The organism is Caulobacter sp. SRI_008 (assembly GCF_057586355.1).
On record NZ_JBYCZS010000032.1, the window covers coordinates 21356 to 44088 of the forward strand.

Genomic DNA, 22733 nt, shown 5'->3' on the forward strand with positions numbered 1-22733 from the left:
CCGAGAGAGCGCTCAAATGCGGTTGAGACGCATGTTTCTTGCCCCGCGAGCGTCGGCCAGACGACACCGGCCGCCTCTGCGGCCTTGTCGATTTCATATGTAATATTAATTCGACCCATGAAATCGTCCGCCGGCGGTATGCTCAAGTCCGGTGGTGGAAGTTCATGTTCTCGCGTTCCAGCAAGCTCGCCCTGACGGCGACCCTGTCCTGCCTTCTCCTCTCCTCGGCGCTTCCCGGCGTCGTGGCCGCGCAAGGCGCCCCCGTCACAGCCGGCCCGACCGTCGAGACCGTGCCGACGCTGGGCCCCAAGCCATTCATCGACTACTTCCGGCCGATGCCGCCCGCGGCGCTATCCACCACGGCCTGGGGCGCGAAGGAAGTCGGTCCGCGCGACCCGGCCAACGGCCTCGAAGACGCCGGCATGACCCGGTGGAACTACTGGGACGGCCAGATCCTGAAGGGCGCCGACGGCCGCTACCGCATGTTCGCCAGCCGCTGGGACCAGGCGCTGGGCCACAAGGCCTGGGGCGAGTCCCTGGCTGTCGGGGCGATCAGCGACACCTTGTTCGGTCCCTATCGCGACGCCGGCCTGATCTGGCCCGACAACCAGGGCGGCCGGGGCCACAACGTCACGGCCCTGAAGACGCACGACGGACGCTACGCCGCAGTGGTCAGCGAGACGCGCGACGGCGACGTCTTCGTGTCGGACGGGATCGACGGCCCGTGGCGGCAGCTCGGGACGATCAGCCTCGACCAGAGCCGCTTCCAACTGGTCAAGACGCCGGGCGACGTCGCCATCCGCAACGATCCGGCGGCCAAGCCCGCGCGCGCCGCCAACTTCAGCGTCCTGCTGCGCCCCGACGGCGCCTATCAGATCGTGCCGCGATCGGGGCAGATCCTGATCAGCAGGACCGGGATCCTCGGCCCGTACGCGGTGATGGGCGACAGTGTCTATCGCGGCCTGGAAGGCGTTCCCCAGCGCGACATGCGCGCCTTCGAGGACCCGGTCGTCTGGCATAGCGGCGGCTGGTACCACATCGTCGTCAACCAGTGGCGCGAGCGCCGCGCCTACCACCTGATCTCGCGCGACGGGATCGCCGGCTGGAAGCTACAGGGCCTGGCCTACGAGCCCGGTGCGGACTTCATCCGCAACGCCGACGGAACGGTGAACCACTGGAACAAGCTGGAGCGTCCGGGCGTGGTCGTCGAGAACGGCCACGTGGTCGCCATGACCTTCGCCGTGGTCGACACCCCCAAGGACGAGCAGACCGGAAGCAACGGGCACGGCAGCAAGATCATCGTCGTGCCGTTCGACGGCGCGGCGCTGGATCGCGACCTCGCCATGGTCACCGGTCGCTGACGCCGAAAAACGATTGAGCCCGGAACGACTAAGGGCGCGCCGGTCGTAGAGACCTGTCGGCGCGCCCTGACATCGTTTTCAACACTCCAGGGGCCGATGGCTCCACCTGAAGAGGGCCGTCCACTAGAAAGGAGACGGTCTGGAAGCCCGTCGACTGAGCGGCGGGGGTGACAGCATTCAGCGCCTAGAACGCGGTTCTGTCAACAAGCGTGCGAACGCACCAAGCTTCACCTTACGGGCGACACGGATGCGATCTTCGTCGGCCCCGGCCGCGAGCGGCAGATCGGCCCGGCGAAGATGTCGCCGGAAGGTTCGACCAAGGGCGAAGCGGACGGCTGGGCCGCGCCGCCGGGGGCGATCGCCAGCAACGTCAAAAGACACCCAATCGTCCAGATCCGTCGCATGTCGCCCCCGCTTCATCGACTTAACCTGAGATTGCGCGCGATCCGGCGCTGTGCACAAGCGCACAAGCAAAGGGCGCACAGGCAAAGGGCGCACAGGCAAAGGGCGCACAAGCAAAAGGCCCCGGCGTTTCCACCGGGGCCTTCGATCCTCTCGCCGAAGCGGAAGGGCTTATTCGGCGTCGCGACGAACGTTGACGCGCTCGGCGATACGGGCCGACTTACCGCGACGGTCGCGCAGGTAGTACAGCTTGGCGCGACGGACGACGCCGCGGCGCTTGACTTCGATGCTTTCGATGCTCGGCGAGAGCAGCGGGAACAGACGTTCCACGCCTTCGCCGAACGAGATCTTGCGGACGGTGAAGCTCTCGTGGACGCCGGTGCCGGCGCGGGCGATGCAGACGCCCTCATAGGCCTGAACGCGCTCGCGCTCGCCTTCCTTGATCTTCACGTTGACGCGCAGGGTGTCGCCGGGACGGAAGTCCGGGATCGCGCGGACGGCCAGCAGACGGGCCGCTTCTTCTTGCTCGAGCTGAGCGACGATGTTGATCGCCATGATCATTTCTCCTTGGGCTTACCCGTTTTCGGGCCGCCTTTTGCCTGTTGATTGGCGAGATGCGCTTCCCAGAGATCGGGCCGCCGCTCGCGGGTCGTTTCTTCACGCATACTGCGCCGCCACTGGTCGACCTTCTTGTGGTCGCCCGACAGCAGCACCTCGGGGATGTCGAGCCCTTCGAACGTCCGCGGTCGCGTGTACTGCGGATGCTCGAGGAGACCGTCCTCGAAGCTTTCTTCCAGCGTGCTCTCGATGTTCCCCAGCACACCCGGGGCCAATCGAACGCACGCCTCGATCACTACCATCGCCGCCGCCTCGCCACCGGCGAGAACCGCGTCTCCGACGGAGACCTCCTCGAACCCGCGGGCGTCGAGCACCCGTTGGTCCACCCCCTCGAAGCGGCCGCACAGCACCACGATGCCGGGCGCCTTGGACCACTCACGAACGCGCGCCTGGGTCAGGGGCCTGCCCCGGGCGCTCATGTACAAAAGCGGCCGCCCGCCCAGGTCCACGCTGTCGAGCGCAGAGGCGATGACGTCCGCTTTCAATACGGCTCCCGCGCCGCCACCCGCGGGGGTGTCGTCGAGGAAGCCGCGCTTATCCTTGGAAAAGGCGCGAATGTCCAGTGTTTCCAAACGCCACAGGTCGGCCTCCTTCCAGGCGGTCCCGATCATCGAGACGCCGAGCGGGCCGGGAAAGGCCTCGGGGAACATGGTCATGACGGTGGCGGTGAACGGCATGGCGGCGGTTTAGCGGGAGATGACGGGATTGTCGAAGGGGGCGGCGGGAAGAAGACCCCCTCAGTCGGCTTCGCCGACAGCTCCCCCAGAGGGGGAGCATCTTATCGCCGCGCTTCCTAGATCCTCCCCCTCTGGGGGAGGTGGCCCGGAGGGCCGGAGGGGGCCTTTCGCCGCACGCTTTTGGAAAACCGGCCCACATCTGCTATATCCCCGCCTCGACCCCGCACATTCCTCGAATTTCCCGGACCGCCCCTTGAGCGTCACCCTCGACCTGTCCCGCGTCGCCCCTGCTGAAAAGCAAACCGGGGCCGATGCGGCCAAGCCGCCCGTCAATCTGTCGGGCCTGACCCGCCCGCAGCTGATCGCCGCCCTGACGGAGAGCGGCGTGGTCGAGCACGGCAAGGCCAAGATGCGCGCAACCCAGGTGTTCCGCTGGATCCACCATCGCGGCGTCACCGACTTCGCCCAGATGAGCGACGTGGCCAAGGAAACCCGCGCCCGCCTGGCCGAGACCTTTACGATCGCCCGCCCCGAAGTGGTCGAGCGCCAGGTCTCCAAGGACGGCACCCGCAAGTGGCTGATCCGCATGGCCCCGGGCATCGAGGTCGAGACGGTCTACATTCCGTCGGTCGGCCGGGTCGGCGCCCTGTGCGTCTCCAGCCAGGTCGGCTGTACGCTGAACTGCAGCTTCTGCCACACCGGCACCCAGCCCCTGGTGCGCAACCTGACGGCCGCCGAGATCGTCGCCCAGGTGCAGATCGCCAAGGACGACCTCGCCGAATGGCCGTCCGACAAGGAAGACCGCCTGCTCTCGAACATCGTGTTCATGGGCATGGGCGAGCCGCTCTACAATCTGGGCCAGGTGTCCGACGCCATCGAGATCATCAGCGACAACGAGGGCATCGGCATCTCCCGTCGCCGGATCACGGTGTCGACCTCGGGCGTCGTGCCGATGCTGGGCAAGCTGGGCGAGACGACCCAGGCCATGCTGGCCATCAGCCTGCACGCCACCAACGACCCGCTGCGCGACGAACTGGTGCCGCTGAACAAGAAGTACCCGATCGCCCAGCTGATGGACGGCATCCGCGCCTATCCGGGCCTGTCCAACGCCCGCCGGGTGACCTTCGAGTACGTGATGCTGAAGGGCGTCAACGACAGCCCGGACGAAGCCCGCGCGCTGGTGAAGCTGATCAAGGGCATCCCCGCCAAGATCAACCTGATCCCGTTCAACCCGTGGCCGGGCAGCCAGTACGAGTGCTCGGACTGGGGCGCGATCGAGACCTTCGCGGCGATCCTCAACAAGGCCGGCTACTCCTCGCCGATCCGCACCCCGCGCGGCCGCGACATTCTTGCGGCCTGTGGCCAGCTCAAGAGCGAGAGCGAGAAGGTCCGCGCCAGCGCCCTGCGCAAGCTGTCGATGGCGGCCATGGCCGGCATGCTGGAAGAGGACGCGGACGACGCGGCGTGAGACGCGCCCTCGCCGCACTCGCCCTGACCTTTCTGGCGGCCGCGCCGGCCAGCGCGACCCTGCCGCGCGGCCGGCCCTACTGGACGCCGACCCCGGCCCAGGTCGCCAGGCTGGAATCCCAAACCTCGCGCAAGCCGGGCATGGCCCCGACCTGGCGTTACGGCCGCGACTACGCCGGCGTCACCCTCGACGACCGCAAGATGATCGTCGGCCGCTGGGTGCGCGACGACAGCGGCCGCACGATCGGCGTGCGCATCGGCCCGCTGTCGGCCATCCCCGACATCGCCGACGGCGGCTGCTCGGTCGTCTCGGTCATGTACGACGTCAAGACCGAGCACCTGGTCTCGATGACCTGCAACGGTAACGGCTGACCCGTCCGAACGCGCCTGAGGCGAGCCCTCTACGCAAGACTCGCCGACCCGTGTTAGAGCTTGCCCCTTCAGTCCCCGGGGGTCGCGTAACCATGCCTCAGATCCAGTCGCCCGAGATTCAGGCCTTCGCCAACGGCCTGCTGACGACCCTGACCCATGTGGGCGTGACCATGGTCATGCTCATCGCTGGGGCCGCCATCTACATCCTCCTGACGCCCCATCGCGAGATCAAGCTGATCCGCGAGGGCAACGCCGCCGCCGCCGTGTCGCTGGGCGGGGTGCTGACGGGCCTGGCCATTCCCCTGGCCGCCTCGCTGGCCGCCTCGACCTCGGTGATCGAGATCCTGCTGTGGGGCGTGGCCACACTGGCGCTGCAGCTGCTCGTCTTCCGCCTGACCGACATGATGCTCAAGGGCCTGCCCGAGCGGATCAACGAGGGCGAGGTCTCGGCCGCGGCCCTGCTGGTCGGCGCCAAGCTTGCCACCGCCATCATCATCGCCGCCGGCGTGGCGGGCTGAGGCGGAGGGACGAACCGGAGCGGGGCGCGTGCATTTCCCCAAGCTTCCAGACTGGCTGGTCTACGGCGCCGTGGTCGCCGCCCTGCTGGTGGTCGCCGTCGGCCGCCAGGAGCGCGCCGACGCGCCTCCGCCGCCGCCGCCGGTGCCCGGCGAGGAAGGCGTGCCCCTGGGCCCCGCCTCGCCCTTCGACCCGTCGATCGTCGTCCAGGTGCCCGACAAGCAGGAGCCCGCCTCCGGCACGGCCTTCTCGGTGGGCACGCAGGGGATCTGGCTGACCGCCCGCCACGTGGTCGACGGCTGCAAGTCGGCCGCCATCCTGGTCGCCGACGGACGCGGCGTGGCCGCCAAGGTCATCATCGATCCGCGCTTCGACGCGGCCATCCTGACCACCGAGGGCGGCGCCCCAGCCATGCCGATGAACACCGGCGACCCGCGCAAGGGCATGCGGGCCTTCCACCCCGGCTTCCCGCAAGGCCACGCCGGCGAGGTCGCCTCGCGCCTGATCGGCCGCGAAAACCTGGTCATCCACGGCCGAGGGGCCCGCACCGAGCCCGTCCTGGTCTGGGCCGAAGTCGGCCGCACCGACAATCTGAAAGGCACCCTGGCCGGCCTCTCCGGCGCCCCGGCCCTCGACAGCGCCGGCCGAGTGATCGGCGTGACGGTGGCGGAGTCCCCGCGCCGGGGCCGCATCTACACCACCGCCCCCGAAAGCCTGCGCGCCCTGATCGCCCGCTCGCCCCGCCGCGGCGGCGACACCGGCGTTCCCGAGTTCGCCCCGGGCGAGTCCATCACCACCGACAACTACGGCCGCATCGCCGACGGCCTGCGGCGCGACCTGCGGGTGGCCCAGGTGGTCTGCCTGGCGGTCTGAGCCGGCGCGAGGCCCTCTGTACGTACAAGATTGACCTGGCGTCCTGACGGCTCGGCTGTTCCGGTCGACGGTGATCGGCGCTTGCTTGCGAGCCCGGACAGCCGGAAGCTAGGCCCAGATGCGACGCGAACCCAAGAAATCCGAGACGCTGCAGGTCCGCCTGCCCCACGGCATGAAGCGCGACTTCATGCAGCGGTGCGAACAGGAGAACCGCCCGGCGAGCGACGTGCTTCGCGACTTCATCGACGCCTATCTGGCCCGTCCGGTGGAAATCCTCACATCGGAGAAAGCCGTGATGATCCGCAGGACCTTCGTCTATCCCGCCCTCGCCCTCGCCGCCCTGGTCGGCGGCGTCGTGGTGCTGGCCCCCGCCACCAGCCAAGCCACCAGCCTCCGCGCCGACTTCGCCGCCCTCGACGAAGACGACGACGGCCTGCTGAGCCTCGCCGAATTCAAGCGCCCCGACGACGGAGTGACCTATTCGGTCGTCCCGCCGGACGATGCCAGGCCGAGGAAGACAGGCTTCACCCTCGGCTCGCCCGGCCTGGCCGCCACCTTCGACCGCCTGGACATCGATCGCGACAAGCGACTGAGCTTCGAGGAATATCGGGTGATGCGCGTGGGCGCGGCCATGGCGGTGTTCAAGTTGGGCGATACTGACCGCGACCAGCGGCTGACGCGAGACGAATACGTCGCCGGCGCCACCTTTCCGCCCGACGCGGTGGCTCAACTGAAGGCCAAGGCGCCCGATCCCTTGATCGACCTGGCCGTCAGGAAGATGCGCAAGGAGGCCATCGCCCGCTTCCAGCGCCTCGACGTGGACGAGGACGGCCTGCTGACCCTCGACGAGATCACACCGGGCTAGGAAGGCTCTTCTTCAGGGCGGCGGCGCCTTGAGCGCGTTGGACCAGAGTTTAGACGGCTTCGCCGTCCGACGCGCTCAACCCATATGAATTGTAGCCGCCCGACACCGCCTCAGAATCGCCCCTTACGGCCACTTCACCTCGGGCGGCATGGAGCTGAGGATCGACTCCACATTGCCGCCGGTCTTCAGGCCGAACATCGTGCCGCGGTCGTAGAGCAGGTTGAACTCCACGTAGCGGCCGCGCTGCACCAGTTGCTGCTCGCGCTCTTCCGGCGTCCAGGCCTCGCCCATGCGACGACGGACCAGGGTGGGGTAGATCTCCAGGAACGCCCGGCCGACGTCCTGGGTGAAGGCGAAGTCGCGCTCCCAATCGCCGCTGTCGTGGTGGTCGTAGAAGATGCCGCCGATGCCGCGCGGCTCGTTGCGGTGGGGCAGGAAGAAGTACTCGTCGCACCAGGCCTTATACTTGGCGTACCAGTCCGGATCGTGCTTGTCGCAGGCCCGCTGGTAGGCCGCGTGGAAGTCGATGGCGTCCGGAAAGTCCTGCTGGCGCTGGTAGCCGAGCAGCGGGGTCAGGTCGCCGCCGCCGCCGAACCAGCCCTTGGTCGTGGCGATGAAGCGGGTGTTCATGTGCACGGCCGGCACGCGCGGATTGGTCATGTGCGCGATCAGGCTGATGCCGGTGGCGAAGAACCGCGGATCCTCGGCCGCGCCGGGCATGGTCTTGGCCATTTCCGGCGGGAAGGTCCCGAACACCGTCGAGACGTGCACCCCGACCTTCTCGAACAGGCGGCCGTGCATCATCCCCCTCACCCCGCCGCCGCCGGCCGGCCGATCCCACGGCTTCAGCTCGAAGCGGCCCGGCTTGTCGCCGTAGAGCTCGGCGGGGGCCTCGTCCTCCAGGGTCTCGAAGGCGGCGCAGATCTGGTCGCGCAGGCTCTCGAACCAGGCCTTTGCAAGGGCCTTCTGGGCGTCGAGATCGGAAAGGGTGTCGGCTTGTTGCGTCATGGGATCGGCTTAAGCCCAAGCCCGATCCCGCGCAAATCCGGGGGGCCGCATAAGGGGTTTTGCGGAGGACATGGATCAAAAAGAAAGGCCCGGGATCGCTCCCGGGCCTTCCGTTCTCGACAGGCGAGAAGCCTTACTTGCCGGCGGCGGTGAGCGCGCTCAGCAGTTCCGGCACGGCGGTCTTGTAGTCGGCGACCAGGCCGTAGTCGGCGACCTGGAAGATCGGCGCATCGGCGTCCTTGTTGATCGCGACGATCACCTTGGAGTCCTTCATGCCGGCCAGGTGCTGGATGGCGCCCGAGATGCCCACGGCGATGTAGAGCTGCGGGGCGACGACCTTGCCGGTCTGGCCGACCTGGTAGTCGTTCGGGGCGTAGCCGGCGTCGACGGCGGCGCGCGAGGCGCCGACGGCGGCGCCCAGCTTGTCGGCCAGGGGCTCGATGACCGCCTGGAACTCTTCGGCCGAGCCCATGGCGCGACCGCCCGAGACGACGATCTTGGCCGCGGCCAGTTCCGGACGGTCCGACTTGACCATCTCTTCGCTGACGAAGCGGGTCTTGGCCGCATCGGCGCCCGAGACGGCTTCCACCGAGGCCGAGCCGCCTTCGCCGGCCGCCGGGAAGGCGGTAGGACGGACGGTGATCACCTTCTTGGCGTCGGACGACTGGACGGTCTCCAGCGCGTTGCCGGCGTAGATCGGGCGCACGAAGGTGTCGGCCGACACCACTTCGACGATGTCGCTGATCGGCGCGACGTCGAGCTTGGCGGCGATGCGCGGGGCGAAGTTCTTGCCGCCGGCGGTGGCCGGAACGAGGATCGCGTCGTAGTCGCCCGCGATGGCCAGGGCGGCGTCGGCCTGGGCTTCGGCGATGCCGTGACCCAGGGCGTCGCTCTCGGCGGTCAGCACCTTGCGGACGCCGGCGATCTTGGCGGCCTCAGCGGCGACGGCCGAGACGCCCGAACCCAGCACCAGCACGTCCACGTCGCCCGACAGCTTCAGGGCGGCGGTGACGGTCTTGTGGGTGCCGTCGCGCAGGTGCGCGTTGTCGTTATCGGCGATGACGAGAACGGCCATTACAGCACCCCCGCGGTCGTGAGCTTGGAGACGAGGTCGGCGGCGGACTCGACCTTGACGCCCGCCGAACGCTTGGCGGGCTCGGTGACCTTGACGACGGTCAGGCGCGGAGCGACGTCGACGCCATAGTCGGCGACGGTCTTCTGCGCGATTTCCTTCTTCTTGGCCTTCATGATGTTGGGCAGAGACGCATAGCGCGGCTCGTTCAGGCGCAGGTCGGCGGTGACCACGGCCGGCAGGTCGACGTCGAGCGTCTGCAGGCCGCCGTCGACTTCGCGGGTGACCTTGGCGGCCGAACCGCTGATTTCGATCGCCGAGGCGTAGGTCGCCTGCGGCCAGTCGAGCAGGGCCGACAGCATCTGGCCCACGGCGTTGTTGTCGCCGTCGATGGCCTGCTTGCCCATCAGGACGAGGCCCGGCTGCTCTTCGGCCACGACGGCCTTCAGCAGCTTGGCCACGGCCAGCGGCTCGAGGTCGGCGTCGCTGGTGATCAGGATGCCGCGGTCGCCGCCCATGGCCAGCGCCGTGCGGATGGTTTCCTGGGCTTGAGCCGGGCCGATCGAGACGATGACGACCTCGGTCGCCGCGCCCTTTTCCTTGAGGCGCACCGCCTCTTCGACCGCGATCTCGCAGAACGGGTTCATCGACATCTTGACGTTCGCCAGGTCGACGCCCGTCTGGTCGGCTTTCACCCGAGCCTTCACGTTGTAATCGATAACCCGTTTGACCGGGACCAGAACCTTCATCGGTCTACGCCGCCTCCTGGCTGCTCTTTCGAGGTTTCCCCTGCTTGGACAATCGACTTAGCGCGTCCGCACAGGTTTGCAAGGTTCCCCTAACGTAAGCGTAATGCTCTTTTTCAGGGATCATTCAAACAAATGTACGACACCTTCCGCGCGCCGTCAGCGCCGTCCGGCGCTCCGCCTCGCGAAATGGGGCTAGCCACATAGCGCGGCCGGTGCTTAAGACGCCGCCATGAACCGCACGATCAACCGCCTGAAGATCATCTTCATCGGCATCTTCCTCGCCAGCATCGTTGGCGTGTTCGGCTATCATTACCTGTGGGTGTGGCCGAAGGCGAAGTGCGAGGCGCGAGGCGGCGCCTGGGCCGGCAAATGGCTCAAGTGCGGCACGATCTATCCGATCGAGCAGTTGACCGGCCGGCCGGCCAACCTGCCGCCGATCAACACCGACACCTCCAAGATGGAAGGCCCGTCGGTCCGGAACCCGGAAAAGAAGTAAGGCCCCTAGGCTCGGGGCCGGCGGATCAGGCCGAGGGCTCGCCCTCGCCTTCGCCCGACTCGGCGCGCTTGGCCGCGCGTTCGGCGGCTTTCTCGGCGGCTTTTTCCGCGGCCTTGGCCGCCTTCAGGCGCTCGCGTTCCTGGCGTTCGAAATTGTAGTTCGGCTTGCGGGCCATGGCGGCTCCCTTTGTAAGAAAGTCCGCGCAGTCAGGCGCGGGCCTTACGCGCGGCGTAACGTGCGTCGCGCTTGGCCTTAGCTTCAGCGTTGGTGAGCGCCTTACGTTCCTTACGCGCTCCACGCTTGGCGGCAAGCGCTTCTTCGGCCAAAGCCGCCTGAGCCTGGTCTTGGGCCGCCTGCTGCTCGACGGCTTCCGCCTTGATGAGCGCCCGTGCGGCGGACCGCTCCTTGCGAACCGCGGTCAGTTCGGCCGCGCGCAGGGCGGCGCGGTCTTCGAATTGGGGATCGGTGACAGCCGCCTTGGGCTTGAACTTGGCCAGCAGGGCCGCCTTGGCCTGGGCCGAGGTCTTGAGGCGATCGGCATGGCCGACGTTTTGGAATGAACTCATGAGATCCCTTCACGAAAACGCCCGCGGGAGGATCCCGCGGGCGAATTGAGACGTCGAGATCAGGCGGCCTGGAGTTGGCCGGCCGACATCTTGCCGCTGCGCTGGTCGCGCTCGAGTTCGAAGGCGACCTTCTGGCCTTCGTTCAGCGAGCCGAGGGTCGAGCGCTCGACGGCCGAGATGTGGACGAACACGTCCGCGCCGCCGTCGTCGGGCTGGATGAAGCCGAAGCCCTTGGTGGAGTTGAACCACTTCACGGTGCCGGTAGCCATGGGAGAGTATCCTTAAGACAGGTGTAGCCGCACGGCCGTAATGGTCCGCGCGATCAAATTTTCGGAGAGGTTTTGGGTAGACTCGGGCGCTCGATCCGAAGAACAAGCGTGGAGAGCGGCCGAACCATTTCGATATTCGATCGCCAAATCATGCGCGCCTGTGGATTATTTCACAAGCGATTTCGAATCTTTTTCATTTCCACAAGCGACGCCAGGCCGCTTTCATTTTTGGAAAATCTCGTCACGACCTGCTCGACCGGCGCCTTATTTCGATCGCCCCGGATCAAACGGCCAAGCTCGGCGTTATCATCGCCATGCGTAAAGTCCCCCCCACTCCCCGTACGGGCGCCGGCGCCCTGACCATTTCCCGCCAGCGGCAGGACATCGACTTCTCGCTGCTGATCACCGGCGGCTCGGCCGCGCGGCGAGCCGGCAAGGGCAGCCTGACGGGCGAGCCCGCCGCGATGCGCGAGGCCTTCCGCGCCGGCGGCGGCCGCCTGACCCTGGACGACGGCGTCGAGCACGACATCGCCATCGTCGCCCACACCGAGGGCGAGGGCACGGTCTACTTCGAACTCCGCTAGGTGCCGAAAATCGCCTCGGCCGGTCCGGCCGAGGCGTCCGGCTCTGTCGCACCGTCGGAACAAAATAGGAACAGTCGAAAGCGAGACGGATCCAAAGATCACGCCGCCGCGGTCGACGAACCGCCCACCGGGAATTTTCCACCGGCGGCCTTCCGATCAACCCCTTCAGCCCAAAGCCATTTCAGACATTCATAGCTTCCAGCCTCCACGCGGCCGGGCGTCCAAGCACGTGGAGGCCGCCACGGCCGCCGCGTCTTCGGCCCCGGCCGCGGCATTCGGATCAGGCGGCCGGTTCCTGCTCGGTCCAGCAACCTTCCAGACGGCGCACGGCGTCAGACCACCATTGGGCGACAGGCGAATCCGCATTGCCGTCGATCTCGACGGCCACCGAGGCGTCGGCCGCGCCGGTGCGTGCGCCCTGGTTCCAGAACCGGTGGGCGATACCGTCCATCAGCGGCGCCCTCTGGCTCTGGGGACCGACGCCCGGCGCATGGAGGCGCACCGCCGGCAGGGCCTCCATCGCCTCCAGCACCGACTTCACCGCCGGGCAGGCGCGGGAGTCGGCCCAGACCAGGCCCTTGTCGCCGCTCATTTGGCCAAAGCTGCGCCGGATCACCCAGCGGCGCTCGCCGTTCGCGCCGCCAAGGGCGTAGAGGCTGTTGGAGGTCCAGAACTGGCCCAGGGCCGCGACCTGGTCGAGGGTCGCGAAGGGGCGGACGCCGCGATGCGTCACCGTGCGGCTGACCGCGTGGGCCGCCGCGGCCTGGGCTCGGACCTCGACGGAACTCACCGCCGCCCGCGTCTCGACCGCGCCCAGCAGCGGAAGGGCCGCGGCGACCGCGGCCAGGATCCCGCGCCTCAAACCGCCATGCCCTGGACCACCGCCTTCAGGCGCTCGATCACCGACAGCTTGTCCTCGATGAAGTCCTGGTCGATCCACCAGATCTCGACCTCGCGCATCACCTCGCCGACCAGCGGCCCCTTGGGCACGCCGGCGCGCATCACTTCCTCGCCGGTCAGCGGGAAGGACGGCTGGTCCCAGGTCTCGGCCAGGGCCAGCAGGGCCCGCCACTGCGGCGTGGTGGCCAGGCGGGTCGAGGCGGCCCAGGCCAGCTTCACCCGGTCGGTGAAGGTGCGCAGGCCAAGGGCGTAGACGGCGCGGCGGGCTTCGCGCGGGCTCATCCACGAGACGATCCGCGGCGAGGTTCCCACCGCCTCGGCCAGCCGCTCCTTCAGGGCGTTGGACAGGCGCAGGCGCTCGGCCAGCTCGCGGGCCAGGGCCACGTCGTCGGGGATCAGGGCCGCCAGCCGCAGCTCGACATCGTTCTCGAACAGCTGCTCGGTCTCGATGGCCACCAGGCCGTCCAGGCGGGCCAGCGATTTGACGAACGGCAGGATCGCCGCCAGCACGCCGGTCGCCGCCATCAGCCGCAGGGCCGGACGCGGATCATCGGCGGCCAGCAGCTTGAGGATTTCCTTCTGGGTGCGCTCGGCGGCGCGCCCCGAGACCAGGCCCTTCAGCGCCTTGCAGGCGGCCAGGGCCTTCTGGTCGGGCTCGCCCTTGCCGTACCAGGCCTGGAAGCGGAAGAAGCGCAGGATGCGCAGATAGTCCTCGCGGATGCGGGTCATCGGCTCGCCGACGAACACCACCTTGCCGTCCTTGGCATCCTGCACCCCGTGGCCGGTGGGGTCGTAGAGCCGTCCCTCGCCGTCGACATAGAGGGCGTTGAAGCGGAAGTCGCGGCGCTGGGCGTCTTCTTCCCAGGCGTGGGTGAACGCCACCACCGCCCGGCGGCCGTCGGTCGAAACGTCGCGGCGCAGGGTGGTGATCTCGAACGGGATCTTCTTGGCCACCGCCGTCACCGTGCCGTGGTCGACGCCGGTGGGGATGGCCTTCAGGCCCGCCTCGCCCAGGGCCTCGATCACCTGGTCGGGCGTCAGGGTGGTGGCGATGTCGATGTCGTCGACCGGCTTGCCCATCAGGGTGTTGCGCACGCAGCCGCCCACGAAGCGGGCGCAGCCGGGCCGGCCCTTGGCCTCGAGCGCGGCGATCACCGCCTTGGTCTCGGGCCATTCCATCCACGGCGCCTTGCCGATGGTCTGGGTCTGCACGCGAAGTCCCCCTTTACGCAACGGCAAGCCGTCTCCCGTTGGCGCGGGTGGGACGTCCTGCTTTCAAACGACTATTTCAGGGAATGGCTCGACCCGCCAAGAGGGGAAACGCCGTCGTCCCCAACTGTCGGGACATCCGGATGCAACCGTTCGTACAGCGCCCGCAACATCCCGGCCGTCGCGCCCCAGATGAACCGCTCGTTCCACGGCATGGCGTAGAAGTAGCGCGGCCCCGTGGGCGTGTCGCGATGCTGGCGCTGGTGGTTGGCCGGGTTCATCAGGAAGTCGAACGGCGTCTCGAAGACGTCGGCCACCTCGTCGGGATTGGCGATCAGCGTGCAGTCCGGATCGACGAAGCCGACCACCGGCGTCACGTAGAACCCCGTCACCGTGGCGTAGCCGTTCAGCAGGCCGGCCACCTCGACGAAGCGCGGGTCCAGCCCCACCTCCTCGTTGGCCTCGCGCAGGGCCGTGCCCCAGGGGGTCTCGCCCGGATCGCAGCGCCCGCCGGGAAAGGCGACTTGGCCAGTGTGGCTGCGCAGCGCGTCCGAGCGGCGGGTGAGGATGACGTTCAGCGTGTCGCCGCGCTCGACCAGGCCGATCAGCACCGCCGCAGGCCGCAGGGCGTGCGGATTGTCCATCTTCAGGCCCGGATTGAGGTCGTAGTCCGAGCGCCAGACGTTCTCCACGGTGGGATCATAGGCCTCGATCGGGTCCAGGCGCTCGCGGATCCAGGCCCGCCGCGCCGCCACGTCCGTTCGCGGGATCATGCGGCCGGCCCAATCGGGAACCAGGCGCCGTTGGACGAGACGCCCAGGCGCGAACCGTCCGGCGTGTCGCCCTCGGCCGCCATCTCGACCAGCTCGTAGAACACCGGGCGGGCGATCAGCGCCTCCAGCCCCCGGCGCACGTGCAGATAGGGACGCGGCTCGCCGGTGGCGGGGTCCTCCTCGACGCGGATGGCGTTTTCCGGCCCCGCCTCGACCTCGTCGCCGACATTGGTCAGGAAGCGCAGGGCCTCGCCTGCCCGGTCGACGCGCACGGCGATGAACGGCGCGTCCTCGACCACGATCTTCATCTTCTCGACCGGGGTGACCAGGTGGAAGCCGTCGGGGTCGCGCCGCAGGATGGTCGAGAACAGGCGCACCAGGGCCTCGCGGCCGATCGGCGTGCCTTCATGGAACCAGACCCCGTCCTTGCGGATGCGGATGTCGATGTCGCCGCAGTGGGCGGGGTTCCACAGATGCGCCGGCGGCAGGCCGCGCTTTTCCCCCTCGCCGCCTTGCGCGGCCTTGGCGGCGTCGGCGACGCCTTGAAGTCCGGTGCGGGCTGTGTCGGAGGGCATGGCCCTCAGGTAGGCCATGCGCGCGCCCGGCTCAAGCGATGCTGGGCCTAAGCGACCGCGACGCGGCCTTCGAAGCCTTCGTCCCCGCCGGGAACCAGGGCCTTCAGCAGCACCCGGCGCTGGTCGGCCGGACCGGGCATGACGACCTTGGCGGCCGGCGCGGCCGAAAAGCCGATGCGGGCGAAATAGGGCGCGTCGCCGACCAGCAGCACGGCCTCCCAGCCGGCCTTGGCGGCGGCGGCGCAGGCGGTCTCGACCAGGGCCTGGCCCAGGCCGGCGCTGCGCTGGGTCGCATCGACCGCCAGCGGGCCGAGGAAGGCGACCGGCTTGCCGCCGATGGTCACCGGCCACAGGCGTACGCTGCCGATCACCGCGTCGCCGCGCAGGGCCACGAACGAGCAGTCGTCCAGCTTGCGATTGCCCTCGCGCAGCCGCTCGGACGACTTGGCGAACCGGCCCGGCCCGAAGGCGCGATCGACCAGCGCCTCGACGGCGGCGGCGTGGCGCGGGGCCTCGACCTCGACGGCGGGAGCATCTTGAGGAATAGCGGCGACGAAAGAAGCAGAAGAAGCAGTCATGGGGCGACGAAAGATCCGGGTACGTACTGGGGCTTTATCCCCGGCGCGTGACGCGGCCGCGACGGCCGCCTTTCCGGGGCGTTCAGGCGCGGACCGAAGTCGGCGCGGCGCAGGTTCGTCGCAGGCGTCGCATGAGCGGCGCTCCCCGTGGCAGAGGCGGGCGGCATAGGGCCGTATGACCCCGACGTCAACGAAATCGACGGCCTTATGAGACAAACGCGATTGCGACGCTTCGCCTCAAGGGGCAGGGTCCGCGCCGAAATGTCAGACCCCGCCTCCCCTGCTTCGCCGCCAGAACCCGACACCTCGACCCGCGCCCTGCTGCGCGAGCGGGACTATCTCTGCTTCTGGGGGGCGCGCTTCGTCGGCACGCTGGGGGTGCAGATCCAGGCCGTGGCCCTGGGCTGGCAGGTCTACGCCATCGCCCGCCAGACCATGTCGGTCGGCGAGTCGGCCTTCATGGTCAGCATGATCGGCCTGGCGCAGTTCGTGCCGCTGTTCCTGCTGACCTTGCTGGCTGGCGAGACGGCCGACCGCCGCACCCGCAAGCACATCGCGATGATCACCCTGGGGATCGACATCATCAGCGTGCTGATCCTGTTCTTCCTGGCGATCAAAGGCATCCACGCCCTGTGGCCGATCTTCGTCGTCGCCGTGTTCTTCGGGGCCAGCCGCGCCTTCATGGCGCCCGCGACCGGCGCCATGGGACCGATGCTGGTGCCCCGGCCGCTGCTGCCCCGGGCGATCGCCTGGAACGCCCTGGCCTGGCAGGCCGGCTCGATCGTCGGCCCGGCGCTGGGCGGCCTCTTGCTGGTGCATTCGGCGGGCCTGGCCTTCGGCGGCGCGGCGGTTCTCTACGTCGTCGGCCTGCTGCTGCTGTCGGCCATCCGCCGGCCGACCAAGCCCGAGGCCCAGCCCGGCTCGCGCCTGGAGCTGATCAAGGAAGGGCTGGCCTATGTCTGGAACAACAAGATCGTCTTCGGCTCGATCTCGCTGGACCTGTTCGCGGTGATCCTGGGCGGAGCCACGGCCCTGCTGCCGGTCTTCGCCCGCGACGTGCTGCACATCGGCCCCGGAGGCTTTGGCCTGTTGCGCGCCTCGCCGGCCATCGGCGCCACCCTGGTCGGCCTCTATCTCGCCAGCCAGCCGATCCGCCGCCACGCCGGCCGGATCATGTTCGCCGGGGTGTTCGTGTTCGGCGCGGCCACCGTGGTCTTCGGCCTGTCCAAGCTGGTCTGGCTGTCGGTGGCCTCGCTGGCCGTGCTGGGCGGGGCCGACATGCTGTCGGTCTATGTCCGCCAGACCCTGGTGCAGATCGTCACCCCCGACGCCATGCGCGGCCGCGTCTCGGCCGTCTCGGGCGTGTTCATCAGCGCTTCCAACGAACTGGGCGAGGTCGAGAGCGGCGCGGTCGCCTGGCTGCTCGGCCCGGTCGGCGCGGCGGTGTTCGGCGGGCTGGGCGCCATGGTCGTCACCGGAACCTGGGCCTGGCTGTTCCCGGCGCTGCGCAAGGCTGATCGGCTGGAGTAGGCGGGGAATAGATCCAGCGTCAGCACTTCCCAAAATTGCTTCCCTAGGCCTTGTGCCTAGGGTCCAGGGTTCAGCCGCTCAGGTCGATGACGCTCTCAGGGTCAGAGGCGGCGGCGCCATGGGTCCTGGGCACGAGGCCCAGGAAGGCGAAAAAGGAAGCGGCGCGAGGTCGATCGCTCAGCCCCCCGCCAGCCGCTCCAGCGCTTCGCCGGTCATCCGCCGCACGATCCACTCGTCCATCGCCGCCGCGCCGAGGCTGTCATAGAAGGCGATCGACGGGGCGTTCCAGTCGAGCACGGCCCATTCCAGCCGCCCCAGGTTCTCGGCCACGCAGCGGCGGGCCAGGTTGGCCAGCAGCGCCTTGCCCGCGCCCGAACCGCGCGCGGCCGGCCGCACGAACAGGTCCTCCAGATAGATCCCGTGCCGGCCGACGAAGGTCGAGAAGTTGTAGAACCACAGGGCGAAACCCACCGGCTCGCCGTCAATCTCGGCGATGTCGCAGAAGGCCTTGGGATGCTCGCCAAACAGCGCCGCCTCGACATGGGCTTGCGTGGCCTCCACCGCGTGCAGCAGCTTCTCGTACTCCGCCAGGTCGCGGACGAACGACAGGATCAGGGCGGCGTCTTCTGGCGCGGCGGGACGGATGGTGACGGGCATGGCGGTTTCGAATGACTTCCTGGAGTTCGTGCTGGAGCAGCTGACCCCTCTGGGACAGCTGAAACCCAAGCGGATGTTCGGCGGAGTCGGCCTCTACGCGAACGGCCTGTTCTTCGCGATCCTCGACGACGACACCCTCTACCTCAAGGGCGACGAGGCCCTCAAACCCCAGTTCGAAGCCGCCGGCGGCCACGCCTTCGATCCCTTCGGCGAAGGCAAGCCCATGGCCTACTGGAGCGCCCCGGCCGACGCCATGGACGACCCGGACCTGCTGGTGGAGTGGGCGCGCAAGGCGCTGGCGGTGGCCGCGCGGAAGAAGCGGTGAGGCGTCAGCCGCCGGACACCCGCAGCAGCAAATCCACCAGCGGCCGGTTGACGTAATAGTTGCTGCGTCCCTGGCTGTGCTTCTCGATCAGCCCTCCGGCCGCCAGTTCGTCCAGATACTTGGCCGCCGTCTGGCGCACGACGCCCAGTTCGTTCTGCACGAACTCGATCCGCGTATAGGGGTGGCGGAACAGGTTGTTGAGCAGATCCTGCGAGTAGATCTTGGGATGCCCTGTCCGCAGGCGCGCCTTGTAGTCCGCCATCAACGCGGCGACGCCCTGCACCAGCGCCAGCGTCTGGATCGAGGTCTCAGCGACCGCGCGCAGCATGTAGAGCAGCCAGGCCTCCCAGGCGCCGTCGTCGCGCACCTGCTGCAGCAGGCGGTAGTACTCGGCCTTGTTGGTGATCACGTAGCGGCTGAGATAGAGGATCGGGATCTCCAGCAACCCGACCTTGGTCAGGTACAGCACGTTGAGAATGCGGCCGAGGCGACCGTTGCCGTCCGGGAACGGGTGGATGCTTTCGAACTGGTGGTGGATCAGCGCCATCTTGATGAGCGGGTCCAGATCGCTGACCGCATCGTCGTTCACGAAACGCTCCAGCGCCGTCATGTGGGCGACGATCGCGTCGCGATCCTGCGGCGGCACGTAGACGATCTGGCCGGTGACGTCGTTGTAGAGCGCCGTCCCTGGCGTCGAACGGAAGTCGCCGCCGGTGCGCTTGAGCACCTGGAACATCTCGACGAGCATGTTGTTGGTCAGCAGCCCGTCGCTCTCGCGCAACCGGTCAAAACCGCGCTTTAGAGCATCCCTGTAGAGCGCGACCTCCTTGGCGGGACCGCCCTGCCCCGCCTCGAGCAGAAGGGTGGCCTGGAACATCTCGTCCTGGGTGGTGACGATGTTCTCGATTTCCGAACTGGCGCGCGCTTCCTGCAGCGAGAGGGTGTCGATCAGGATGCCCTGGTTGGGGATCGTACCGGCGCGCCCCTTGAGCTCGGCCAGATAGCGGTGCGCTCGCGCCGCCTCGCGCAGCACCGCCGTCGTCTCCAATTCCACTGCCGGCGGCAGCGGCGGAATGACATAGGTCGGCTTTAACACGTCGCACCCATCATGTTAAAGAAATCGCATTTCAATAACACGTTGAGCGCGACATGTAAAAGAAAGCCGCGCTCTCTAACCGATCACCACCCCCGGCGGCGGAACGCTGTCTTCGGGCACGAAGAAGTCCGGCATCAGGCTGGCGGTGGGATCGACGCGGTACTGGTCGAACTCGCGTACGCCCTCGCCGTAGAGGAACGTGTCGTCGATCAGGAACTGGCCGGTGAGCTCGCGCGACGGCTTTTCGAAGATCGCGTGGGCGGCGTCGGCCATGATCTCGGGGGTGCGGCAGTGGCGCAGGCCTTCCTCGCCGGTCAGGGCGAACTGGATGGCGGCGGTGGCGATGCCGGTGCGCGGCCATAGGGCGTTGAAGGCGATCCCGTCGCTCTTGAACTCCTCGGCCATGCCCAGCACGCACATCGACATGCCGAACTTGGCCATGGTGTAGGCCACGTGGCCGCCAAACCACCGCGGGCTCATGTCGAGCGGCGGCGACAGCATCAGCACGTGCGGATTGGCCGACTTCCTCAGGTGCGGGATGCAGGCCTTCGACGTCAGGAAGGTGCCGCGCGTATTGACCTGATGCATCAGGTCGTAGCGCTTCATGTCGGTCGACAGCGTGCCGGTCAGCGAGATGGCCGAGGCGTTGTTGACGAGAATGTCGATGCCGCCGAACCGCTCGACGGCCTGGTCGACCGCCGACTGCACGCTGGCCTCGTCGCGCACGTCGACCACCAGCGGCAGGGCCACGCCGCCGGCCGCGGCGATCTCGTCTGCGGCGGAATAGATGGTGCCGGGCAGCTTGGGATGCGGGTCGGCGGTCTTGGCGGCGACGACGATATTGGCCCCGTCGCGCGCGGCCCGCAGCGCGATGGCCAGGCCGATGCCGCGGCTGGCGCCGGTGATGAACAGGGTCTTGCCCGCAAGGCTCATGGTCGTTTCTCCCTTTTGCCGGCGACCATGCGCCGTTGACGCTGCGGGCGGCAAGAATTCAAACAATTGTTTGGCTTGTGTTCGAGCCTGCCGCCTACTCCCGGCGACGAACGGGAGGCTCGCCATGGCCTGGGATTTTCTGGTCGCCAAGTCCGACCTGCGCCGCACCGAATTCCGCGAGACCGAGCCGCCGCCGCTCGAGGACGGCCAGGCAAGGCTGGCGATCGAGAGCTTCGCCCTGACCGCCAACAACATCACCTACGCCGTGTTCGGCGAGGCCATGCGCTATTGGGATTTCTTCCCCGCCCCGGAAGGCTTCGGCCGCGTGCCGGTCTGGGGCCACGCCCGGGTCGAGGCCTCGGCCCATCCCGACATCGCGGTCGGCCAACGCTTCTACGGCTACTGGCCGATGTCGACGCACCTGACGGTGCAGGCCCGGCCCGGCCGCACCGGCTTCACCGACGTCTCGCCCCACCGCGCCCAGCTGGCGGCGGTCTACAACCAGTACCAGGCGGTCGGCGACGACGACGGGCTGGAAGCTCACAAGGCCCTGCTGCAGCCCCTCTTCATCACCTCGTTCCTCATCGAGGACTTTCTGGACGAGAGCGCCCTGTTCGGCGCGAAATCGGTGATCCTGTCCAGCGCCTCGGCCAAGACCGCGATCGGCCTGGCCCATCTGCTTAGGCGCCGCGGGGCGGCCAAGGTCGTGGGCCTGACCTCGCCGCGCAACGTCGCCTTCGTCGAAGCCTTAGGCGTCTACGACCAGGTCGTGACCTATGCCGACCTGCCGGCGGCGCCGATCGAGCGCCCGGCGGTGTTCGTCGACTTCGCGGGCGACGCGGCGGTGCTGCGCAGCGTGCACGAGACCTTCGGCGAGGATCTGGCCTTCTCCCTTCTGGTCGGCGGCACGCACTGGGAGACCGAACGCGGCGGTGGCTCCCTGCCCGGCCCCAAGCCCGTGTTCTTCTTCGCCCCCGACCGCATCGCCAAGCGCCGCCAGGACTGGGCGCCCGGCGAGTTCGAAACCCGCTACGGCGCCGCCTGGGTTCCCTTCGTCGCCGATGCACCCCGCTGGCTGACGGTGGAGCGCGGCGAGGGCCGTGAGGCGATCGCCCAGGCCTTCCTGGCCCAGGTCGACGGCGGAACCTCGCCCAGCGTCGGGGTGGTGCTGGCGCCCTAGGAGCGGAACCGGTAGGAGATCGAGAGGAAGCCGACGGGCTGGGTCTTGTAAGCGACCAGGGGACTGTCCTTGTCGTCGCCCATCAGCCTGGTCACGCCGCCCGAGACGCCCAGATTGATCCGATCGGTCAGGCGGTAGTTGAGGTTCAGCATCGCCGAGGCGTCCTTGAAGCCGCTTCCGGCCTCGAAGCGCGACAGGCCCGAGGCGGCCGCCTCGGCCTGATCGACCCCGAAATAGCTGTCGTTGTATTTCCCGTCCGCCCAGGTAGCGCCGATCGACGGAACGACGGTGAAGCGATCGGTCAGGGAAATCGGGTAGGACAGGCTGGCGTCGGCGACCAGGCCCTTGCTCCCGCCGGCGAGACCCTGGGTGATCCCGACCGAGCCGACGAAACCGACCTCCCTGAGACTGGCGAAAACCCGGCCGCCGGCGCCGATGTCCAGCTTGTCGATCCCCTGGGGCACGTCCTGGCGACGATAGCCGGGCAGGTAGACGACGCCCGCGCCGATGGTCAGGTGGTCGCTTTCCAGCAGATCCAGGCCCAGGCCGTTTCGGAAGTTGGCGAAGAAGCGCCCCCTCTTCACGTCGATCGCCGGGATGGGCATGACGCGATATTTGTCGCCCCCCTCATAGGCGGGGCCATAGCCCGCGCCGAGACCGACCACCACGTGATCTTCGGCCTGCCCCTGGGCGTAGGCCGCCGCGCCCCAGAACATCAGGGCGCCGACGGGAGCGACCGCGAGCAGGCGCGGGAAGGCTTTGAACGAGCGGTGCATGGGCGCTTTCACTGGAAGACTTTCCTGAAGGTCGGACGTCGGCGGCCCCATGGGCCGCGAGCGGGAGGCGATTTCGTCTGCGTCGATGAGAGCGTCGCCAGGGGCGTCCGGCGCCGGCGAGGCTCCGCCGAGCAGCAGCGATATCCAGCACTGTCTCAGCATCGCCATCGTCCGAACGCCCGTGTCGAAAGCCAGCCGTCGCGGCCGGCGTCGTTGCTGAGATGCACGCCGAACATGGAGGGTTGAGTAGCGCTCGATGGACGAACGATGGAGGCGGCGCCTTTTCGTCGGCGGCGCGCTTTTGCC

Annotated in this window: 28 protein-coding genes; 11 read left to right on the forward strand and 17 right to left on the reverse strand. The window is 68.3% G+C overall.

The features are described 5' to 3' along the window. Window positions 1–164: 164 nt before the first annotated feature. Window positions 165–1361, forward strand: coding sequence for a glycoside hydrolase family protein (locus tag AC2YHT_RS22775; protein ID WP_487292133.1), 1197 nt, complete (start codon window positions 165–167; stop codon window positions 1359–1361). Window positions 1362–1934: 573 nt separating this feature from the next. On the opposite strand, the gene rplS is transcribed toward AC2YHT_RS22775, so the two are convergent. Together rplS and trmD are read right to left on the reverse strand one after the other, a co-directional pair. Beyond that, window positions 1935–2318 (reverse strand): 50S ribosomal protein L19, encoded by a 384-nt coding sequence (gene rplS / locus AC2YHT_RS22780; protein WP_487292134.1) that lies wholly within the window; start codon window positions 2316–2318, stop codon window positions 1935–1937. Between the two features lie 2 nt (window positions 2319–2320). Next, entirely contained in the window at window positions 2321–3058 is a 738-nt protein-coding gene (gene trmD / locus AC2YHT_RS22785; protein ID WP_110122138.1) for a tRNA (guanosine(37)-N1)-methyltransferase TrmD, read from the reverse strand. Between the two features lie 253 nt (window positions 3059–3311). On the opposite strand from trmD, the gene rlmN reads away from it, so the two are divergent. The 5 genes from rlmN to AC2YHT_RS22810 all read left to right on the forward strand — a co-directional run bounded on the left by rlmN (window position 3312) and on the right by AC2YHT_RS22810 (window position 7151). After that, window positions 3312–4526 carry a dual-specificity RNA methyltransferase RlmN gene (rlmN, locus tag AC2YHT_RS22790; protein WP_487292135.1) on the forward strand — a complete coding sequence of 405 codons (1215 nt, stop codon included), beginning with the start codon at window positions 3312–3314 and terminating at the stop codon, window positions 4524–4526. Continuing rightward, on the forward strand, window positions 4523–4897 hold the full coding sequence (locus AC2YHT_RS22795; RefSeq protein ID WP_487292136.1) for a hypothetical protein: 375 nt from the start codon (window positions 4523–4525) through the stop codon (window positions 4895–4897). The genes rlmN and AC2YHT_RS22795 overlap by 4 nt, the downstream gene beginning before the upstream one ends. 92 nt (window positions 4898–4989) lie before the next feature. Then, entirely contained in the window at window positions 4990–5415 is a 426-nt protein-coding gene (locus tag AC2YHT_RS22800; protein WP_487292137.1) for a DUF350 domain-containing protein, read from the forward strand. Window positions 5416–5443: 28 nt separating this feature from the next. Then, window positions 5444–6286, forward strand: coding sequence for a S1 family peptidase (locus AC2YHT_RS22805; protein WP_487292138.1), 843 nt, complete (start codon window positions 5444–5446; stop codon window positions 6284–6286). 118 nt (window positions 6287–6404) lie between these two features. After that, window positions 6405–7151 carry an EF-hand domain-containing protein gene (locus AC2YHT_RS22810; RefSeq protein ID WP_487292139.1) on the forward strand — a complete coding sequence of 249 codons (747 nt, stop codon included), beginning with the start codon at window positions 6405–6407 and terminating at the stop codon, window positions 7149–7151. 123 nt (window positions 7152–7274) lie between these two features. Here AC2YHT_RS22810 and hemF read toward each other — a convergent pair whose 3' ends face one another. The 3 genes from hemF to AC2YHT_RS22825 all read right to left on the reverse strand — a co-directional run bounded on the left by hemF (window position 7275) and on the right by AC2YHT_RS22825 (window position 9980). Beyond that, the gene (hemF, locus tag AC2YHT_RS22815) at window positions 7275–8159 is read right to left on the reverse strand and encodes an oxygen-dependent coproporphyrinogen oxidase (protein WP_487292140.1); all 885 of its coding nucleotides are present in this window, start codon (window positions 8157–8159) and stop codon (window positions 7275–7277) included. A gap of 133 nt (window positions 8160–8292) precedes the next feature. After that, on the reverse strand, window positions 8293–9234 hold the full coding sequence (locus AC2YHT_RS22820) for an electron transfer flavoprotein subunit alpha/FixB family protein (RefSeq protein ID WP_487292141.1): 942 nt from the start codon (window positions 9232–9234) through the stop codon (window positions 8293–8295). Beyond that, window positions 9234–9980, reverse strand: a complete 747-nt coding sequence (locus AC2YHT_RS22825; protein WP_487292142.1) for an electron transfer flavoprotein subunit beta/FixA family protein — start codon at window positions 9978–9980, stop codon at window positions 9234–9236. Before AC2YHT_RS22825 ends, AC2YHT_RS22820 begins: the two co-directional genes overlap by 1 nt. Before the next feature lie 229 nt (window positions 9981–10209). Here AC2YHT_RS22825 and AC2YHT_RS22830 point away from each other — a divergent pair, with 229 nt between their 5' ends. After that, entirely contained in the window at window positions 10210–10476 is a 267-nt protein-coding gene (locus AC2YHT_RS22830) for a hypothetical protein (RefSeq protein ID WP_487292143.1), read from the forward strand. 25 nt (window positions 10477–10501) lie between these two features. On the opposite strand, the gene AC2YHT_RS22835 is transcribed toward AC2YHT_RS22830, so the two are convergent. From AC2YHT_RS22835 to AC2YHT_RS22845, 3 genes are read right to left on the reverse strand one after another with little or no spacing between them, the layout of a single operon-like run. Beyond that, window positions 10502–10651, reverse strand: coding sequence for a hypothetical protein (locus AC2YHT_RS22835; protein ID WP_199228462.1), 150 nt, complete (start codon window positions 10649–10651; stop codon window positions 10502–10504). A 31-nt stretch (window positions 10652–10682) separates the two neighbouring features. Beyond that, window positions 10683–11042 (reverse strand): DUF6481 family protein, encoded by a 360-nt coding sequence (locus tag AC2YHT_RS22840; RefSeq protein ID WP_487292144.1) that lies wholly within the window; start codon window positions 11040–11042, stop codon window positions 10683–10685. A 59-nt stretch (window positions 11043–11101) separates the two neighbouring features. After that, on the reverse strand, window positions 11102–11311 hold the full coding sequence (locus AC2YHT_RS22845; protein WP_110120022.1) for a cold-shock protein: 210 nt from the start codon (window positions 11309–11311) through the stop codon (window positions 11102–11104). A gap of 314 nt (window positions 11312–11625) precedes the next feature. Here AC2YHT_RS22845 and AC2YHT_RS22850 point away from each other — a divergent pair, with 314 nt between their 5' ends. After that, window positions 11626–11895 (forward strand): hypothetical protein, encoded by a 270-nt coding sequence (locus AC2YHT_RS22850; protein WP_487292145.1) that lies wholly within the window; start codon window positions 11626–11628, stop codon window positions 11893–11895. 280 nt (window positions 11896–12175) lie between these two features. Here AC2YHT_RS22850 and AC2YHT_RS22855 read toward each other — a convergent pair whose 3' ends face one another. From AC2YHT_RS22855 to AC2YHT_RS22875, 5 genes are all read right to left on the reverse strand, one after another. Then, window positions 12176–12757, reverse strand: a complete 582-nt coding sequence (locus AC2YHT_RS22855) for a hypothetical protein (RefSeq protein WP_487292146.1) — start codon at window positions 12755–12757, stop codon at window positions 12176–12178. Next, the gene (locus AC2YHT_RS22860; RefSeq protein WP_487292170.1) at window positions 12754–13974 is read right to left on the reverse strand and encodes a CCA tRNA nucleotidyltransferase; all 1221 of its coding nucleotides are present in this window, start codon (window positions 13972–13974) and stop codon (window positions 12754–12756) included. The genes AC2YHT_RS22855 and AC2YHT_RS22860 overlap by 4 nt, the downstream gene beginning before the upstream one ends. A 104-nt stretch (window positions 13975–14078) precedes the next feature. Next, complete coding sequence (locus tag AC2YHT_RS22865; RefSeq protein WP_487292147.1) at window positions 14079–14777, reverse strand: CoA pyrophosphatase; 699 nt, start codon at window positions 14775–14777, stop codon at window positions 14079–14081. Then, entirely contained in the window at window positions 14774–15352 is a 579-nt protein-coding gene (locus tag AC2YHT_RS22870) for a DUF1285 domain-containing protein (protein ID WP_487292171.1), read from the reverse strand. Before AC2YHT_RS22870 ends, AC2YHT_RS22865 begins: the two co-directional genes overlap by 4 nt. A gap of 47 nt (window positions 15353–15399) precedes the next feature. Then, the gene (locus AC2YHT_RS22875) at window positions 15400–15930 is read right to left on the reverse strand and encodes a GNAT family N-acetyltransferase (protein ID WP_487292148.1); all 531 of its coding nucleotides are present in this window, start codon (window positions 15928–15930) and stop codon (window positions 15400–15402) included. 261 nt (window positions 15931–16191) lie between these two features. On the opposite strand from AC2YHT_RS22875, the gene AC2YHT_RS22880 reads away from it, so the two are divergent. After that, entirely contained in the window at window positions 16192–17460 is a 1269-nt protein-coding gene (locus AC2YHT_RS22880) for an MFS transporter (protein WP_487292149.1), read from the forward strand. A 177-nt stretch (window positions 17461–17637) separates the two neighbouring features. Here the strand turns inward: AC2YHT_RS22880 and AC2YHT_RS22885 are convergent, their stop codons facing one another. Next, window positions 17638–18117, reverse strand: a complete 480-nt coding sequence (locus tag AC2YHT_RS22885) for an N-acetyltransferase family protein (RefSeq protein WP_487292150.1) — start codon at window positions 18115–18117, stop codon at window positions 17638–17640. Between AC2YHT_RS22885 and AC2YHT_RS22890 the strand changes: the two genes are divergently transcribed. Beyond that, window positions 18116–18442 (forward strand): TfoX/Sxy family protein, encoded by a 327-nt coding sequence (locus tag AC2YHT_RS22890; protein ID WP_487292151.1) that lies wholly within the window; start codon window positions 18116–18118, stop codon window positions 18440–18442. The genes AC2YHT_RS22885 and AC2YHT_RS22890 overlap by 2 nt on opposite strands. Before the next feature lie 4 nt (window positions 18443–18446). Here AC2YHT_RS22890 and AC2YHT_RS22895 read toward each other — a convergent pair whose 3' ends face one another. Together AC2YHT_RS22895 and AC2YHT_RS22900 are read right to left on the reverse strand one after the other, a co-directional pair. Beyond that, on the reverse strand, window positions 18447–19538 hold the full coding sequence (locus AC2YHT_RS22895; protein WP_487292152.1) for a Fic family protein: 1092 nt from the start codon (window positions 19536–19538) through the stop codon (window positions 18447–18449). 75 nt (window positions 19539–19613) lie between these two features. Then, a complete protein-coding gene (locus AC2YHT_RS22900) occupies window positions 19614–20471 on the reverse strand; it encodes an SDR family oxidoreductase (RefSeq protein ID WP_487292153.1) in 858 nt (285 codons plus the stop codon). 124 nt (window positions 20472–20595) lie between these two features. On the opposite strand from AC2YHT_RS22900, the gene AC2YHT_RS22905 reads away from it, so the two are divergent. Continuing rightward, a complete protein-coding gene (locus AC2YHT_RS22905) occupies window positions 20596–21651 on the forward strand; it encodes a DUF2855 family protein (RefSeq protein ID WP_487292154.1) in 1056 nt (351 codons plus the stop codon). Here the strand turns inward: AC2YHT_RS22905 and AC2YHT_RS22910 are convergent. Then, window positions 21648–22427 carry a MipA/OmpV family protein gene (locus AC2YHT_RS22910; protein WP_487292155.1) on the reverse strand — a complete coding sequence of 260 codons (780 nt, stop codon included), beginning with the start codon at window positions 22425–22427 and terminating at the stop codon, window positions 21648–21650. The two genes, AC2YHT_RS22905 and AC2YHT_RS22910, sit on opposite strands and share 4 nt — an antisense overlap. Window positions 22428–22733: the final 306 nt, after the last annotated feature.